This is a genomic window from Hymenobacter persicinus (assembly GCF_004167665.1).
GTDB classification, from domain to species: Bacteria; Bacteroidota; Bacteroidia; order Cytophagales; family Hymenobacteraceae; genus Hymenobacter; species Hymenobacter persicinus.
Window position 1 is genome coordinate 54,260 of the sequence record NZ_SEWE01000020.1, and the last position, 17,079, is coordinate 71,338.

15 protein-coding genes are annotated in these 17,079 nt (G+C 62.7%); 11 read left to right on the forward strand and 4 right to left on the reverse strand.

The window, feature by feature from the left end:
- Positions 1-39: 39 nt before the first annotated feature.
- The gene (locus EWM57_RS11185) at positions 40-927 is read right to left on the reverse strand and encodes a glutamate--tRNA ligase family protein (RefSeq protein WP_165370489.1); all 888 of its coding nucleotides are present in this window, start codon (positions 925-927) and stop codon (positions 40-42) included.
- Between the two features lie 206 nt (positions 928-1,133).
- Here EWM57_RS11185 and EWM57_RS11190 point away from each other — a divergent pair, with 206 nt between their 5' ends.
- The 3 genes from EWM57_RS11190 (at position 1,134) to EWM57_RS11200 (ending at position 3,960) form a co-directional block, all read left to right on the forward strand.
- Entirely contained in the window at positions 1,134-2,453 is a 1,320-nt protein-coding gene (locus EWM57_RS11190; protein ID WP_165370490.1) for a serine hydrolase, read from the forward strand.
- A gap of 81 nt (positions 2,454-2,534) precedes the next feature.
- Positions 2,535-3,071, forward strand: a complete 537-nt coding sequence (locus EWM57_RS11195; RefSeq protein ID WP_129921231.1) for a hypothetical protein — start codon at positions 2,535-2,537, stop codon at positions 3,069-3,071.
- A 178-nt stretch (positions 3,072-3,249) separates the two neighbouring features.
- Positions 3,250-3,960: a hypothetical protein gene (locus EWM57_RS11200; protein WP_129921232.1), complete on the forward strand. Its 711-nt coding sequence runs from the start codon at positions 3,250-3,252 to the stop codon at positions 3,958-3,960.
- Between the two features lie 140 nt (positions 3,961-4,100).
- Here the strand turns inward: EWM57_RS11200 and EWM57_RS11205 are convergent, their stop codons facing one another.
- The gene (locus EWM57_RS11205; protein ID WP_129921233.1) at positions 4,101-6,281 is read right to left on the reverse strand and encodes a S9 family peptidase; all 2,181 of its coding nucleotides are present in this window, start codon (positions 6,279-6,281) and stop codon (positions 4,101-4,103) included.
- A 272-nt stretch (positions 6,282-6,553) separates the two neighbouring features.
- On the opposite strand from EWM57_RS11205, the gene EWM57_RS11210 reads away from it, so the two are divergent.
- The 6 genes from EWM57_RS11210 (at position 6,554) to EWM57_RS11235 (ending at position 13,988) form a co-directional block, all read left to right on the forward strand.
- Positions 6,554-7,267: a pirin family protein gene (locus EWM57_RS11210; protein ID WP_129921234.1), complete on the forward strand. Its 714-nt coding sequence runs from the start codon at positions 6,554-6,556 to the stop codon at positions 7,265-7,267.
- Between the two features lie 89 nt (positions 7,268-7,356).
- The gene (locus EWM57_RS11215; protein WP_129921235.1) at positions 7,357-7,935 is read left to right on the forward strand and encodes a nitroreductase family protein; all 579 of its coding nucleotides are present in this window, start codon (positions 7,357-7,359) and stop codon (positions 7,933-7,935) included.
- A gap of 79 nt (positions 7,936-8,014) precedes the next feature.
- A complete protein-coding gene (locus tag EWM57_RS11220) occupies positions 8,015-8,725 on the forward strand; it encodes a pirin family protein (protein ID WP_129921236.1) in 711 nt (236 codons plus the stop codon).
- A gap of 487 nt (positions 8,726-9,212) precedes the next feature.
- A complete protein-coding gene (locus tag EWM57_RS21835) occupies positions 9,213-10,808 on the forward strand; it encodes an OmpA family protein (protein ID WP_129921237.1) in 1,596 nt (531 codons plus the stop codon).
- Between the two features lie 281 nt (positions 10,809-11,089).
- Positions 11,090-13,543 (forward strand): S9 family peptidase, encoded by a 2,454-nt coding sequence (locus EWM57_RS11230; RefSeq protein ID WP_129921238.1) that lies wholly within the window; start codon positions 11,090-11,092, stop codon positions 13,541-13,543.
- Between the two features lie 181 nt (positions 13,544-13,724).
- The gene (locus tag EWM57_RS11235) at positions 13,725-13,988 is read left to right on the forward strand and encodes a glycine zipper domain-containing protein (RefSeq protein WP_207218302.1); all 264 of its coding nucleotides are present in this window, start codon (positions 13,725-13,727) and stop codon (positions 13,986-13,988) included.
- Between the two features lie 82 nt (positions 13,989-14,070).
- Here EWM57_RS11235 and EWM57_RS11240 read toward each other — a convergent pair whose 3' ends face one another.
- Positions 14,071-14,580 carry a GreA/GreB family elongation factor gene (locus tag EWM57_RS11240; RefSeq protein ID WP_129921240.1) on the reverse strand — a complete coding sequence of 170 codons (510 nt, stop codon included), beginning with the start codon at positions 14,578-14,580 and terminating at the stop codon, positions 14,071-14,073.
- A gap of 34 nt (positions 14,581-14,614) precedes the next feature.
- The gene (locus EWM57_RS11245; protein WP_129921241.1) at positions 14,615-15,382 is read right to left on the reverse strand and encodes a DUF72 domain-containing protein; all 768 of its coding nucleotides are present in this window, start codon (positions 15,380-15,382) and stop codon (positions 14,615-14,617) included.
- Between the two features lie 141 nt (positions 15,383-15,523).
- Between EWM57_RS11245 and EWM57_RS11250 the strand changes: the two genes are divergently transcribed.
- Together EWM57_RS11250 and EWM57_RS11255 are read left to right on the forward strand one after the other, a co-directional pair.
- Complete coding sequence (locus EWM57_RS11250) at positions 15,524-16,072, forward strand: hypothetical protein (RefSeq protein ID WP_129921242.1); 549 nt, start codon at positions 15,524-15,526, stop codon at positions 16,070-16,072.
- A gap of 45 nt (positions 16,073-16,117) precedes the next feature.
- Positions 16,118-17,065: a 1-phosphofructokinase family hexose kinase gene (locus EWM57_RS11255; RefSeq protein ID WP_129921243.1), complete on the forward strand. Its 948-nt coding sequence runs from the start codon at positions 16,118-16,120 to the stop codon at positions 17,063-17,065.
- Positions 17,066-17,079 lie beyond the last annotated feature (14 nt).

Sequence of the window (17,079 nt, forward strand, 5' to 3'; positions counted from 1 at the left end):
GAACGACTCGTTAGCCCGATGGTCGTTCTGGTACGCGAACTACAAAGTTCGCGCTACGGCCAGCGCCGCCTGTAGCACACCTAATGATTCGCCGGCTGCTAGGGGCAGTCCGAGCAGCCGAGCCACCGCCGCGTACACGGGCCGGGGTGTGGCCGTCTCGCCCACAATACCAGTAGCCAAGGGCCGCTGCTGCGACTTGGAAAGCTTTAGCCCCTCAGCGTCGGTGAGCAGACCGTGGTGGTAGAAGCGGATGCGGACGGCGCTGAACGGTGCCGTGGTGGGCAGCTGCCGGGCCAGCCAGAGCTGGGCGGCGGTGCTGGCCTGCAAATCGAGGCCGCGCACGATGAGCGTGGTACCCAACCGCAGGTCGTCGACCACGGAAGCCACCTGGTAGGCCGCAACGCCATCTTTTTTGCGCACCACGAAGTCGGGCATGAGCTGGTCGAGGCGGACGGCAGTTTCGCCCTGCCAGGCGTCCGGGAAGCGGATGGCAGTAGGCACCGGAACTTGGGCGCGCCAGGCGGCGCCGGGCGTATTGAAGGGCACAACAGGCGCGGCCACGGCCGAATCGGTGCGGGAGCGGGAGCTGGCGTAGAGCAGGTTGGGCACTCGGGTCAGCTTTTGTAAAACGGCCTCGTACTCGGGCAGGCGGTGGAGCTGGGAATAGTTGCGCTCGAAGTCGTCGGGGCCGCTGGGGCCGTGGTCGTAGTCGAGGCCGAGCCAGTCGATGGTGCGGAAGATGTTCTCCAGGTACTGGGGGCGCAGACGGGCGCGGTCAAGGTCGTCGATACGCAGGTGCAGCGTGCCCTGGGCGCGGCGGGTGAGCAGCCAGGTCAAGACGAAGTTGACGGCGTTGCCCAGGTGCAGAAAGCCGCTGGGCGTGGGCGCGAGGCGGGAAACGACGGGAGCAGGCGAGGTAGACAGCACGACGGCGCAAGGTACGACGGCCACGCCAACTGCGTGGGCCCACTGGGGACAGTTGGGTCGTCGCAATAAGTTGTAGCCGCTCCTTACGTGGTGGCAGACTTCCTCAAAGCAGATAAAGACGTTCCGAAAAGAAAGGCGGGCCCGTAAGTTAAACCTGGACTGTAGCGCGCCATCCAAGCCCGCACCCTGCCTTACTTTACGGCCCCATGAAACACGTACTACTTCTGCTTTTGCTGCTTCTTGCGCTGCCGGCGCCGCCCGCCCGGGCCCAGCAGCTCTACTTTCCGCCCGTCGGGGCCGGCACCTGGGCTAGCACTTCGCCCCAGAGCCTGGGCTGGTGCCAGCCCCAGCTCGACTCGCTCTACAGCTTTCTGGGCCGCAAAAATACCAAGTCGTTTGTGGTGCTTAAAGACGGCCGCATCGTGTTGGAGCGCTACTACGGCACCTTCACCCAGGACTCCATCTGGTACTGGGCCTCGGCGGGCAAGTCGCTCACGGCCACGCTGGTGGGCCTGGCCCGGCAGGACGGGCTGCTGAGCCTGACCGATACCACTTCCCGCACCCTGGGCCGGGGCTGGACCTCGGCCCCCGCGGCCAAGGAGCGGCTCATTACGCTGCGTCACCAGCTGACCATGACCACCGGTCTCGACGACACCCCGCCCCCGCCCTGCGACAACGAAAGCACCGCGGCCGGCTGCCTGCTTTACCGCGCCGACGCCGGCACCCGCTGGGCCTACCACACCGGCGCCTACCGCCTGCTGCAAAACGTGCTGGCCAACGCCAGCGGCCTGACCATCAATCAGTACACCAACCAGCGCCTGGCCTCGCGCATCGGCATGAGCGGGGCATGGGCAAACGACGTGTACTACAGCCGGGCCCGCGACATGGCCCGCTTCGGGCTCCTGATTCTGGCCCGGGGCACCTGGAACGGCACGGCCATCCTGCGCGACACGGCCTATTTCCGCCAGATGACCACGCCCTCCCAGACCCTGAATCGCAGCTACGGCTACCTGTGGTGGCTCAACGGGCAAAGCTCCTACCGGGTGCCCACGTCCCAGGTCACCTTTCCCGGTCCCCTGATGCCCACGGCCCCCAACGACCTGATTGCCGCCCTGGGCAAGAACGACCAGAAAATCTACGTCGTGCCCAGCCTGGGGCTGGTGGTGGTGCGCCAGGGCAAGTCGGCCGGCAACCTGCAGCTGGCCCTGTCCTCGTTCGATACCGAGTTGTGGCGCTACCTGATGGCGGCCATGCAGTGCCGGCCCCTGGCCGTGGCGGGCGCCGCGGCCCAGGTAGCCGCCCGGCTGTACCCGAACCCGGCTACTGAGCAGATTACCGCTTCGGCCGTGTCCGGAACGAAACGGCTGCGCCTGCTCGACGCCACCGGTCGGGTGGTGCGCGAGGCCGTCGCGGCAACCGGGGAAACCGTGGTGCCGGTGGTCGGGCTGCCCGGCGGTCTGTACCTGGTGCAGTGGCTGAATTCGGAAGGCCGGGTGCTGGCGGGCCGGCGGCTGCAAAAGCAGTAGCTCAATCAGGCGGGCAATTCGCCGAAGGCAGTACATTTAACTCCGGCGGGCTGCTCTACCCGCTCTATTATCCTATTGGCTATGCGTATTGCTCCGCTGTTAACTACTGGCCTCCTGTTGCTGCTGCTTCTGGTTTCGGCCTGCAATTGCAACAACAAGATCTGCGACTGTTTCAGCGAGGGCGAAGACCTGGTGCAGTTCACCTTCGACACTGACAGCCTACAAACGGGCTTCCGCAAGGCGGAAATCAACTCGGCCTACGTGGTGCGCTACCGGGCTCCGGGCTTCGCCACGCCTCTGGATACCGTCCGCCAGCGCTCCGGCCCCGACCGGATGCCCCAGTTCTACCAGTTCGGCTACGCGGCCTTGACGCTCAACGCCCTTTTTGCGCCCCGCCCCGACCAACCCGGCGCCCCGTTCACGGCCTACAGCTACCGCATCGTGGTGCCGGCCGCCAACAGGCGCTACGACGTGACGGAGCTGGAGCTGGCCGGCGAAACCCGGGGCAGCCGGTGCTGCCAGTGCTACCGCAATACCCGCAAAAGCCTGCGGCTGGATGGCACTTACCTGGCCGCGGAGGGACCGGACCGCCTGCTGCCGCTGGTGCTGCGGCGGTAACTCCGGCCAAAGGATTGTAGAGACACATAGTTGCGTCTCGTCGGGCGCCGTGCGGGTTTCATTCAATGGGAAACGCAAGGTTTCATCCCTCTAATCGTTTCCTGCACGACTCTATTGAATTGCTTGAGAGAAGCTTTTTTCGAGCCTGATATTTTCCCCTTCCTCCCTTTACCGTTTTATGAAATCAGTTTTTGCTTTATTCTTAGCCTCTTTGCCGCTGGCTGCAGTAGCCCAAGCCCCCGCCGACTCCACCCACCGCCACCAGCTAGGTCTGACGGCCAGCCCACAGTTAGACAAATTCTTTCAAGCCAACCGCAGTCTGCCGCTGGGCGTGCTGTATAAGCGGCAGATTACGCCGACCCAGGCCCTGCGCGTACGCCTAGTAGGCCAGTACAGCCGGCGTGACACGGCCAACTACCCTGGTAGTTATCCTGGTTTTTTCCCTGGCTTACGAGACGGCACTTATACTCAGTCCGGCGGCGTGAACCTATACGCTGGCTACGAATGGCAGCGGGCTATTACCCGGCGCTGGGTCTGGGCGTATGGGGCAGAGTTGGGCGCAGGGTGGAGCCAGAAAAAAGAGCACACGATCAGTGATGAAAATGTAGGTACTCCTCCAAGCTTCCTCTTTGTCCGATTCACCTTTACTCAGACAGCAACCATATGGGAAGGGCAAGCCCGACCATTTATTAGCTTACAATACCGCATCTCAAACCGAATTGCTCTGTTTGCCGAAAGCGCCGTGCTACTTACCTACCAGAGCCGAAAAGATGAACAGGATGCCTCTGGTACAGCCCCATACGGCAGCTCTTATATCTATAACAAAAGCCACTCCCTTTCCTTACTGTGGCGGCCGGTGCAGCTGGTGGGCGCTACGTATGCTTTCTGAAGCCTGTTGACGGGGTTGCCTAGCAACACAGACAGCTGTTCCTGGCCCCCACTACGCCCAGCGTAAGATTTAGCTTCCAGGCTACAAAAAAAGCCCCTCCAAATTGCTTCGGATGGGCTTTTTTGATTAAGCTAACTGGCTTAGCGGGCGCCGGGGGGGCAGTGCTCCTTCAGATACTGGGTGAAGGTGGTAGCCAGGTGGCGGCTGGTGCCTTCGCCTTCCGAAATGCTGTGGGTGCGGTTCGGGTAGGCCATCATCTGGAACGGCTTATTGTACTTCACCAGCTCGTTGATCATCTGCTCGGCGTTGTTGTAGTGCACGTTGTCGTCGCCGGTGCCGTGGATGAGCAGCAGGTTGCCGCGCAGGTTCTTGGCGTAGTTCAGCGGCGAGTTTTCCACGAAGTAGTGCTTGTCTTCGGGCAGCAGGCCCATGTAGCGCTCCTGGTAGATGTTGTCGTAGTTGAGCTGGTTGTCGACGGCGGCAATGGAGATGCCGGTCTTGTAGATCTGCGGATACTGAAACAGCAGGTTCAGCGTGCTCGAGCCGCCCCCGCTCCAGCCCCACACGGCCACGCGGGAGGTGTCGATAAAGGCGTTTTGCTTCAGCAGCTGCTTGGCGGCCATGGCCTGGTCGCGGATGTTGATTTTACCGATGTTGTGGTAAATCGACTTGCGCCACTCCCGGCCCTTGGGCGCCGGGGCGCCGCGGCCTTCCACCGAGGCGTAGATGTAGCCGTCCTCGGCCATGTTGCCGGCGTAGAGGCGGTTGAAGCCCGTGCCGAAACGGTCCACGACCGTCTGCGAAGCCGGCTCGCCGTACACGTAGAACACGATGGGGTATTTCTTGCTCGGGTCGAAGTTGGCGGGCTTCACCATCCAGCCGTCCATGGTGATGCCGTCCTCGGTTTTCACCTGGAAAAACTCGGTCTTGGGCAGCTTCAGGCTTTTGGCGCGCTCCGGGATTTCGCCCCCGCTCAGGCGCTTATGGTCGGGCAACGACACCACGTCGGCCACGGGGTAAGCAGCCGTGCTGGAGAAGTTGTGCAGGGCCAGCTTGCCGTTGGGCGAAATGTCGTAGCTGTGCGAGCCGGCCAGCTCCTTCGGCGACACCCGCTCGGCCTTGCCCCCCTTCATGGGCACTTTGTAGAGGTAGGTCTGGGTGGCATTCTGGGGCGAGGCCATGAAGTAGATGGTCCCGTTTTTCTCGTCCACCAGGTTCAGGCTAATCACGTCGTAGTCACCTTTGGTGAGCAGCTTCTCCTGGCCCTTGCGGTCGATGGCGTAGATGTGGCGCCAGCCGTCCTTCTCGCTCAGCCATACGAAGCGCTTGCCGCCCTCAATCCAGTCCCAGCCCACGGCTTCGTTTTTGGCGTCAATCCAGGCCTTGTCGGTTTCGCTGTACAACGGCTTGACCTCGCCGGAAGCCGCGTTGGCGAGCAGAATCTTGCTTTCGTTCTGGCGGCGGTTGAGCTGCTGCACGATGAGCTCCGTGGAGTTGTTGGCCCACTCCATGCGGGGCAGGTAGTTCTGCACGGCGTCGCCGGGAATTTTCATCCAGGTGGTAGCGCCGCCCTGCGCGGGTACCACGCCAATGCGGGCCCGGCTCGGGTCTTCGCCCACCACGGGATACTCCACCGGCACCGTAAACGGGTAGAGCTGGTCGGTGGTGTTGAGCATCAGGTAGTTTTTGGTCTTGGCCGCGTCAAGCTGCCAGTAGGCCAGGCTCTGGCCGTTGGGCGACCAGCGGAACCCGTCGCGGGCGTCGAGCTCTTCCTCGTACACCCAGTCGAAGGTGCCGTTGATGAGCGAAGTGGTGCCGTCGGTGGTCAGGGGCTTCACGGTGTTCGTGGCCAGGTCCTCCACGTACAGGTTGTGCTCACTCACGTAGGCCACGTGCTTGCCGTCGGGCGAGAACTTGGCAAACATCAGCGAGGAGGCCGGCCGGCCCTGGCCGAGTTGCTTCAGGGTTTTGGCGGCCGTGTCGTACACCCAGTAGTCGCCGCGGGTGTCGTAGCGCCACACTTTCTTGGTGTTGGTATGAATCAGCACCTTCTGGCCGTCTTCCGAGAGCGAGAAGCGCCGTACTTCGAGCGGGGCGCTCTGGCCTTGGGGCGTGAGTTGGGCCTTGCTGACCAGCACCACCCGTTTGGAGGCGTCGCGGGCGTCGAGCTGCACGATTTCGTCCTTGTCGGCCTGCATATAGCCGTAGCCGTCTTTGGTCCACTGGGTGCCGGGCCCGAATTGGGCCGAAGCTGGCCCCAGCAGGATCAGCTGGAAAAGAACGGCCGCACCGGCCACTTTCCGCGGGAAATTTCTGAGCATAAAGCGCTGCTTGATGAATAGGTAAGTGAAAGGAAGGGCAAATTACGCAATGCCGCCCATTGGGTGGCGCCCGGCCTCGGCCAGAAACGCCGCCCCGGCGGCATCGGAATCGTCAACTGACAAGCTTTTTTGCCCGACGTTGCTTCCGCTTCGGCCAGTTTGGCATTGCCAGGCTGACAGAAGCAGGTCCGCAACGAGTTTGGCTCAATTCATGTAGGTACATATATCACAACCGCACCCGGCACTTGGCCGCTTGCCTTTCCTCCTCCGACATGAAAACGATTCTGCATCCGGCCGGCTCCCGCGGCCACGCCAGCCACGGTTGGCTCAACTCCTACCACACCTTCAGCTTCGCCGGCTATAATAATCCCGAGCGGGTGCACTTCGGCGCCCTGCGCGTGCTCAACGACGATACCGTGGCGGCCGGCATGGGCTTCGGCGCCCACCCCCACGACAACATGGAAATCATCAGCATCCCGCTGGCCGGCGACCTGGAGCACAAGGACAACACCGGCACCCAGGCCATTATTCGCCGCGGCGACGTGCAGGTGATGAGTGCCGGCACGGGCATCACCCACAGCGAGAAAAACCACAGCCAGACCCAGGAAGTGAAGTTTTTGCAGATCTGGGTATTTCCGAACAAGCGCGGCGTAAAACCCCGCTACGACCAGCAGACGTTCCGGACCGAAGACCGCCACAACCAGTTCCAGCAGGTGATTTCGCCCTCGCCCGACGATGCCGGGGTCTGGATTCACCAGGACGCCTGGTTTAGCCTCGGCGACTTTGAGCCGGGGGCCCGGGCCGAGTACGCCATCAAAAAGCCCGGCAACGGGGTGTACGTGTTCGTGCTGGAAGGCGACGTGACCGTAAACGGCCAGGCCCTGCACCGCCGCGACGGGTTCGGCCTCTGGGAAACCGAGGGCTTCACGCTCACCGCCGACAGCAACGCCCAGGTGCTGCTGATGGACGTACCCATGAATTTTTAAACCAACGTTGCTTGCTGCTTGCGGGTGGTTTGCTTGTCGGCCTTTGCCGGCCCCGCCGCAACAGTTAACTTCCTACCCTTACCCCAACCATGAAAACTGCCGCCACCACTTACCCCGTCCACGAGTTGATTCGCAACCGCTGGAGCCCGCGCTCCTTCACCGACCAGCCGGTTTCGCCCGAACAAGTGGGCCAGCTGTTTGAAGCCGCCTCCTGGGCCGCCAGCGCCATGAACCTGCAGCCCTGGCGCTATATCTACGCCCACCGCGCCGACACCGAGGCGTTTGAGAAACTGGCCGACTGCCTTGTGCCCGGCAATCAGCCCTGGGCCCCGAAAGCTGCCGTGCTGGTGCTGGCCCTGGCCAAAACCCAGAACGACGACGGCACGCCCAACGGCGCGGCCCTGCACGATTTGGGCCTGGCCAACGGCAACCTGATTCTGGAAGCCACGGCCCTGGGCCTGCACGGCCACTTTATCGGCGGCTTCGACCGGGCCAAGGCCAAGGAAACCTTTCATCTGCCCGAAGGTCTACAGCCCGTCGTCATGATTGCGCTGGGCTACCAGGGCCCGGCCGAGCAGTTGGCCGAGCCTTTCCTGAGCCGGGAAAATGCCCCCCGCCAGCGCAAGTCCGTGGCCGAAATTGCCTTCCAGAACCAGCTTCCTGACTAGTCATTGGTTGTCAGTTGTTAGCGTTCAACTGGTAATCAGGGCAAGACTGACAACTGCCAACTATTAATCAACAACTAAAATGAACCACCGCATCACCCGGGCCGCCGAGCGGGGCCTCAAGGACATTGGCTGGCTGCAGAGCAACTTTTCGCTCAGCTTCAGCTCCTACCAGAACCCCGAGCGCGCCGGCTTCGGTTTGCTGCGCGTGTTCAACGACGACTTTGTGCAGGCCGGCGGCGGCTTCGGCCTGCACGCGCACGCCAACATGGAAATCATTTCGGTGATGCTGGCCGGACGCATGAACCACATCGACTCGATGGGCTACCGCGAGGAAGTCACAACCGATTCGGTGCAGATTATGAGTGCCGGCAGTGGCCTGCGCCACGAAGAGCACAACATTGGCAACGACGAGGTAAACTTTCTGCAGATCTGGATTGAGCCCAAGCTGCAAAACGTGACCCCGCGCTACCAGAAACGCAGCTTCCCGGCTGAAAAGCGCAAAAACCAGCTCACTACCATCGTCAGCAACGAGGAGGGCACGGCGCACTGCTGGATCAACCAGAATGCCCGCCTCAGCCTGGGCTACTTCGAGGCCGGCCAAACGGCAACCTACGCCCTGAATCCGCTCAACAAGTGCGTGTTCGTATTTGTGATGGAAGGCCGCGTGGTCGTCAATGGGCAGGCCCTGGAAAAGCGCGACAGTATCGGGCTCTGGGAAACCGACCTGGTAACGGTGGAATGCTCCCAGGAAAGCCGGTTTCTGCTCATCGAAGTGCCCATCAATCACTAGGCCCCGGCTTGGTTCAGCTGCCCGAAAGCCTCTCCCCGCGGAGAGGCTTTTTGGGTTTCCGCCCGCGGCGCCGCAAGCTGAACAGCAGCCGAAAAAGAAGGCCACCTGAAACAGCGCACGGCGGTTTTTGCGCGGCAGCTCGATTTTTTTTGGGCCCGGCAGTTTTTTCTCGCCGGCCTAATTTTTTTTTCGCGCCGCGGGGCGGGGGCCGACGTCCGGGGAGCAGCAGAAGGATCCTGCATAAAATACAATTTTCTGTATATCAATTACATACCTACGGCAAATAACCACCTTACGATAACAACGGGACCTGGTTTTGCCGAAATCCGGATTCTGGCCGTCGGTCAAGCTCTTCCGTCAGCCTGAGCGGGCTGGGCCGCGGCCACGGACCGGCGACAGTTGAACCAGCAACAACCTTATAGTTCGGGGTCCGGTATATAGGCTCGATTCAATACTGATTGAGTCTGACTCTCAACCCCCGTTCCATATGAAACTACCCCTTACTTCCGCTACCAAGGCCCTCGGGCTGGGGCTGGCGTTGGTGGCTGCTCTTCCCCACGCGGGGCAAGCCCAAAGCTCCGAACGAAAAACGGGCATCAGCCTCTACGGCACCACCTGGCAGTACCACGGCGACCTGGGCTCCGAATGGTTCAAGAACGACAAGATTGAGTTTGGCGCCGGCCTCAAAATCAGCCGCTACCTCACGCCGGGCCTCGATCTGGGTCTCGACCTGAACTACGGCGAAATGGCGTTCAACGCCGACCCGCCGAAGAATGCCCAGTATGCTTTCCGCAGCTTCCGCGCCAACGTCGTGAACATCGGCGTGCCGCTGAAGCTGAAGCTCAACAACGGCTGGGCCTTCAAGGAGGACGCCTTCATTGCGCCTTACCTGAGCATTGCCCCCGGTGTATTCTTTGCTAGCTCCGACCGGTTTGCGCTCAACGGCCAAGTCAACGCGCTCAGCGACATTTATGCCTGGGACCTGAAAGGGGCCGCTGGTATCACGTTCCAGTTCTCGCCCGGCGTTTCGGCCTTTATCGAAACCAGCCAGCACTACGCCACCACCGACCAGATCGACGGTGTGGCCCTGAAAGGCAACATCAACGACCGCTACCTGCAACACTCGGCAGGTCTGACCTTCAATCTGGGTAAGACTATCGATACCGACGGTGACGGCGTAAGCGACAAAAAAGACAAGTGCCCCGGCACCCCAACCGGCGTAGCCGTGGATGCCACTGGTTGCCCCCTCGACGGGGACGGCGACGGCGTTCCGGATTACCAGGATAAGTGCCCGACCGAAAAAGGTCTGGCGGCGCTGGAAGGCTGCCCCGACCGGGACGGCGACGGTGTGCGCGACGGTGACGACGCCTGCCCTGACACCCCCGGCAAAGCTGAGCTCAAAGGCTGCCCTGATGCCGACAACGACGGCGTAACGGATGCTAACGACAAGTGCCCCGGCACCCCCGCCGGTGTAGCAGTAGATGCTAATGGCTGCCCACTCGACCGTGACGGCGACGGTGTTCCGGATTACCAGGACCGCTGCCCGAACCGCCCAGGCCCAGCCACGAACAAAGGCTGCCCTGAGATGAAAGTAGAGGAGAAGAAAAAGCTCCAGGAAGCTACCAAGTACATCCAGTTCGAATTCGACAAGGCTACGCTGAAGCCGATTTCGTTCCCGACCCTGAATGGCCTGGTACAAATCCTGAACGACTACCCTGACTACTTCCTCGGCATCTCGGCCCACGCCGACAACAAAGGGGATGATGCCTATAACCTGCGTCTGTCGGATGCCCGCGCCGCCTCGGCCCGCACCTACATGCTCAGCAAAGGCATCCCTGCCGACCGGATTGTGTCGCATGGCTACGGCGAAACCAAGCCGATTGCTGACAACGCCACCGAAGCTGGCCGCGCCATCAACCGCCGCGTAGAGTTCGACGTGTACCTGCCCGGTGACCCGAACCCTGCCGAGACCAAGTATGGTCCTGCCCCGGAAATTCCAGCCGCCCCAGTGAAAGCTGCTCCGGTGAAGAAAGCTCCGGTGAAAAAGGCTCCCGCCAAGAAGGCTCCGGTCCGCCGGAAGTAATCCCAAGACCTTCGGGTCAGTAACGCAGAAAGCGGCCAGCTTCCCAGCTGGCCGCTTTTTTTGTGCCCCGGCTCTACTGCTTTGGTTATGCGGCTCAGCGGCTACGGCCCCGGGCGCGGGTAGCCGGAGCCGGAATTTTTAGGGTGAATTTTAACTTGTAAGAGCTGAATGAACCGGCGACCTGCAGCCGGAGCGGAAATTAATTGTCCGTTTCCTGCTGACGGCTGTCTTATCTTAGGCAAACAATTCCCCCGATGGCTTCTCCAGGCGTTACTCTGAGTATGAAAAAACTTTACCTGCTTACCCTTCTCACTTTCTGCCAGCTGGCGGCCCACGCTCAGGATGCCGCCTACCAGCTGCCGCCCAAGGCTATTGCCGACATGGTGGACGCGCCCCTGCTGCCCCGGGTCAGCGTGGCTTCCAACGGGCAGTGGATGCTGCTGCTCAACGTGCAGGACATGCCCGGCATCGCCGAGCTGGCCCAGCCCGAGCTGCGCCTGGCTGGCCTGCGCCTGAATCCGCGCACCAACGGGCCCAGCCGCGTCACGTACTACACTGGCCTGCGCCTGCGCCACCTGCCCGACGGCAAGGAGCTGCTCGTGCAGGGCCTGCCCGCCAAAGCCCGCATCAGCGAAGTGAGCTGGTCGCCTGACAATACCAAGGTGGCCTTCACCCACACCACCGACAACCACATTGAGCTCTGGATTGTGGACGTGGCCTCGGCCTCGGCCCGCTTGATGCCCAACCTGTTTCTGAACGGCGTATTTGGCACGTCTTACCAGTGGCTCGCCGACAGCCACACCCTGCTGGCCCGCGCCATCATCGGGGGACGCGGGGAAGCCCCGGTTCTCAGCCCGGTGCCGTTGGGCCCGATTGTGCAGGAAAACGCCGGCCGCAAAGCCGCTGCCCGCACCTACCAGGACATGCTCAAGAATCCCGGCGATGAAAAGCTGTTCGACTACTACGCCGCCGCCCAGCTGGTGAGAGTGGACCTGCTGGGCCGGATGCAGCCCGTGGGTGAGCCAGGCATCATTCAGAGCGCCTCGCCTTCGCCGAACGGGCAGTTTGTGCTGGTCAAGACCCGGCAGCGGCCCTACTCCTACACCCTGCCGGTGAGCAGCTTTCCCCAGCAGGTGAAAATTGTGAGCATTGAGGGCCTGCTGGTGAAAAACCTGGCCGACCTGCCCCTGGCCGACAACCTGCCCACGAGCTTCGACGCGGTGCCCACCGGCGCCCGGGAGCACGGCTGGCGCGACGACGTGCCCGCTACCGTGTACTGGGTGGAAGCCCAGGACGGCGGCGACCCCAAGAAAGCCGCGCCCGTGCGGGAAAAGGTCTTCACGCTGGCTGCCCCGTTTGAAACCGAGCCCCAGGAACTGGCTTCCCTGCCCCTGCGCTTCCGCAGCATCAGCTGGGGCACCGGCACCCTGGCCCTGGTCGACGGCTACCGCTGGTCGGACCGCAAGGAAATGACCTGGCTGCTGAACCCCACCACGAAAAGCGCGCCCGTGGTGCTGTTCAACCGCTCGTCCCAGGACACGTATTCCGACCCCGGACAGCCGTTTGAGGTGCGCAATGCCGCTGGCCGCTACGTGCTGGCCACCGACGCCAAAAGTGAAAAGCTCTACTTCATCGGGGCCGGCGCCTCGGCCCAGGGGGAGCAGCCTTTCGTGGACGAGCTGGATTTGAAATCCAAGAAAACCGAGCGGTGGTGGCAGTCGGCGGCCCCGTACTACGAGGTGCCGGTGACCATCCTCGACATCGCCAAGCGGGAGCTACTGACCCGGCGCGAGTCGCAGCAGGAAAATCCGAACTACTACCTGCGTGAGGTGCGCAAGCAGAAGCTCACGGCCCTGACCAAGTTTCCGAACCCTTATGCCCAGATTGGCAACCTGACCAAGCAGGTGCTCAAGTACAAGCGCGCCGACGGCGTGGAGCTGACGGCCAATCTGTATTTGCCGCCTACCTACAAAAAGGAAAACGGCCCGCTCCCCACGTTGCTGGAAGCCTACCCGGTTGAGTTTAAGGACAAAGTCAACGCCGGGCAGGTGAAAGGCTCGCCCTACACCTTCACGCGGGTGGGCTGGGGCTCCCCCATTTTCTGGGTTACCCAGGGCTACGCCGTCATGCAGGGCACGTCAATTCCGATTGTGGGCGAAGGCGCCCAGGAGCCCAACGACACCTACACCGAACAGCTCGTGGCCAGCGCCAAGGCCGCCATTGAGGAAGGCACCCGTCTGGGCGTCGTCGACCCGAAGCGCGTGGCCGTCATGGGGCACTCGTACGGGGCGTTTATGACGGCCAACCTGCTGGCCCACTCCAATCTATTTCGGGCCGGTATTGCCCGCAGCGGGGCCTACAACCGCACCCTGACGCCCTTCGGTTTCCAGGCTGAGGAGCGCACTTACTGGGAAGCCCCGGAGGTCTACAACAAAATGTCACCCTTCGCCTTTGCCGACCAGATCAAAACGCCGATTCTGCTGATTCACGGCGAGGCCGACAACAACTCGGGCACGTTTCCGCTGCAGAGTGAGCGGTTTTACAGCGCCCTGAAAGGCCACGGCGCCACGGTCCGCTACGTGGTACTGCCCTTCGAGGCCCACAGCTACGCCGCCCGCGAATCCATCATGCACATGCTGGCGGAGATGAATGCATGGCTGGATAAGTACGTCAAGAACCCACCGGCCGTGGGCACTGCTGCACCGGCAGGCACCGAGCGGAGCAGCACCAACTAACGGCACCGCTGAAAGCACCTTGGGAAACCCCGAACCAGCTTGGTTCGGGGTTTTTTATTGCCCGATTGAGAACAGCAGCAGCGGATTACAACCTGAACCGTGCGACTTGCGTTGAAATCCCAGAACCTCCATTTCTCACCTCAATTTCAACGTCATGAACTCGTTCAAAGGATATATAGCCATGCTTTCCGCCGTTGTGATGCTCACCGGCGTAGCTGCTCCCCAAACTGCCCAGGCCCAGACCACGCCCAAGAAAGGCTGGAGCGGCAAGGCCAAGGGTGCCGCCATCGGTGGCGGGGCCGGCGTCGTCGGCGGAGCCGTGGTAGGTGGCACCAAGGGAGCCGTAATCGGTGGGGTGGCCGGAGCCGCCGCCGGGGGCCTGCTCGGCCGCAAAAAAGACAAGAAGAAGAACCCAGTCCGCTACGACCAGTACTCGAAAAAGTAAACGGGCCGTATCCCGGACTGCAAAAGGCCCCTGCGCGTAGCTGCGCAGGGGCCTTTTTTGCTTGCCGCCGGGTCCGTTCAGCTCACGCGTAGATGATACCGACAACCTCTACTTCCTCTTCTTTCGGGCCTAGCCGGAGCGTAACGCGCTGCCCCAGTCGGGCCCCGAGGACGGCCCGGGCAATGGGAGCCACGAAAGCGACTTTGCCCGCGGCTACCGACGCCTCGTCAACGCCCACAATGGTAAAGTGCCGTTCGGGTCCCGCCGCCAGGCTGCGCAACCTCACGGTAGCCCCAAACCGCACTTCCTGCGCGGGCTGGGCGCGGGGGTCGACGAGGCGGGCACTGGCAATTCGCTCGTTGAGGGCGCCAAGGCGGCCGTTGAGCACCGTGAGTTGCCGGGTGCGGTCGGCTTCGTTTTCACGGTTGGCCTCGGCGGTGGTCCGCTCCGCCTCCAGAGCCGCCAACTCGGCACGGAGCTGCTCCAGGCCTGCGGGGGTAACGTAGTTGGGCGTTCCGGTGGGCAGCGCGGCCCGCGGCGGAATGATGGGCGCTTCCAGCGAATCCTCTTCCTTGGTAAATGCTCGGCTCATATCAAAACCTAACGCAGGGCGGAAACGGAGGGTTTTACGGCTGCTTTGGCGTTTGGGCGCCACCGTAGGGCGGGCAGTTCAGCAGGGTTTGCAGCTCCTGGGCATTGAGCACCCCGGCCCCGCCCATGCCATTGTTGAAGTACAGATACACGTCCCGCACGCCCGGCGCGGCCGTAATTTCGGCCGCCACGCGGGTCATAAACTCCGCCGTGTAGGGCGTCTTATAGAGCTCCGGCACCCCGTGAAACCGGTAGTACGCCAGCGGCGTGTTGACCACGGCCTCGTCGGGCAGCGGTAGCGGGTGGCTCTGCCCCACAAACGTGACATCATGCCGGGCCAGCTCCCGGAAGATGGCCCCGTCCCACCAGCTCGGGTGCCGAAACTCCACCACGTTGTGAAACTTGGGGTCCAGCTGCTCCAGTATTCGGCCCAACAGCTCCTCGGAATAGGCGGCTTTGGGCGGCAACTGAAACAGCACCGGCCCGAGCTTGTCGCGCAGCCCCTCGCGCACGGTGCCGTAGAAGTCGGCCAGCACGGGCGCGGCTTCGGGGCCAAACTTTTTGTAGTGCGTCACCAGCCGCGGGGCCTTGACGGCAAACTGAAAGCCGGCCGGACTCTGGGCGTGCCAGTTTTCCAGCGCCGCCAGCTCCGGCATCTTGTAGAAGGTCACGTTGAGCTCCAGCGTAGCAAACTGGGTGCAGTAGTAGGCAAACCACTTGCGCGGGGGCACCTCGGGCGGGTAAAACACGCCTTTCCAGTCGCGGTAGTGAAAGCCGGAACAGCCGATGTGGTAAGTGGGCATAGCCTGGAATAACGGGTTAACCCGCCCGTTTACGCAGAAATCCGCGGCGGGGAGCATGGCCGCCGGAGCAGCGGGGGCAGAAACCCGCGCGGGGCCAATGCAGTAAGCAACTACGCACTCCCGCTTCTTTTCCCGAACCTGATGGACTCTCCCCGTATTTTTTCCGCCGACACCGAAGATGCCCTCTGGCAGCAGGTGGCCGCCGACCTCAGCCAGCAGCCCGACCTGTTCGACTACACCGCTGAGCTGCGCCAGGGCCGTCACGTAGTGCAGCTTACCCTAGATGTGGACCTGGGTGGGGGCTTCGAGGGCGGCTACGAAACCACCACCTTCGCGGCCCGGATACCCAGCCACACGCCCCTGCGCTTTGCCCTCCACGAGCAGGATTGGGTGCACGAGCTGGGCAAGCTGCTGGGCCTGACCGACGTGGAGCTGGGTGACCCGGAGCTGGACGCGGCCTTTATCATTACCACCAACGACGAGCCCCAGCTCAAGAGCCTGCTCTTCACCGACCCCGCGGTGCGCGCCACGCTGCTGCGCTATCAGGAGCTGCGCCTCGACCTGACCCCGATTTCGCACGAGCCCGGCGCCGACGTCTACCTCACCTTTACCAAGGAGGCCGCCCTGGTGGAACCCGCCCATCTGCGCGACATCTACCACCTGCTCTACACCCTGCTGGAGCGGCTGTAAATCCACTTCGCGGGCACACCCTGGCCCTTTCCTGTATTTCTGCTTATGAATAACATTGTCACGCTGACCCTCAGCCCGACGGTCGACAAAAGCACCACGGCCGACCAGATTGTGCCCGACCAGAAGCTGCGGTGCGCCGTGCCCCGGTTTGAACCCGGCGGGGGCGGCATCAACGTATCCAGGGCCCTCAAGCGCCTGGGCGCCGACTCCCTGGCCGTATTTCCGGTGGGCGGCCCGACCGGCACGCTCCTGCGCGAGCTGCTAACTAATGAGCAGATCCGCCAGCAGGCCGTGGCAACCGAGGCCCGCACCCGCGAAAATTTTATCGTGGTGGACGCTTCCACCGGCCGGCAGTACCGCTTCGGCATGCCCGGCACGCCCCTCTCCGCCCCGGAGCAGCAGCAGGTGCTCGACGTGCTCCAGGCCTTGCCCACGTTGCCCGACTACCTCGTTATCAGCGGCAGCCTGCCCCCGGGCGTCGAGCCCGAGTTTGTCGTCCGGATTGTGCGCGCGGCCAAGGCCCGGGGCGTGAAGGTGGTGCTCGATACCTCCGGGCCGGCGTTGCAGCAGGTGCTCCAGGAAGGTGTCTACCTGATCAAGCCTAACGTGGGGGAACTCAGCAAAATGGCCGGCGTAGATGAGCTCGACGACGAGGCCGTGGCCGCCGCCGCCCGGCGGCTGGTGCAGGAAGGCAAAGCCGAAATCGTGGTTGTTTCGCTCGGTCCCCAGGGAGCCTGCATGGTGACCAAGGACGTGGTAGACCACGTGCCGGCCCCGGCCGTGAAGCGCCGCAGCACCGTGGGCGCCGGCGACAGTATGGTGGCGGGCCTCGTGTATGGCTTGGCCACGGGCCGGTCGGTCCGCGAAGCGGTGCGCCTGGGCGTGGCCTGCGGCTCCGCGGCCACCATGAATCCGGGCACGGAGCTGTTTAAGAAAGCCGACGTGGACCGGCTCTACGCGTGGCTGCGTCAGTCGATGCCCGCAGCGGCGTAGTTTAATCCCGGCCC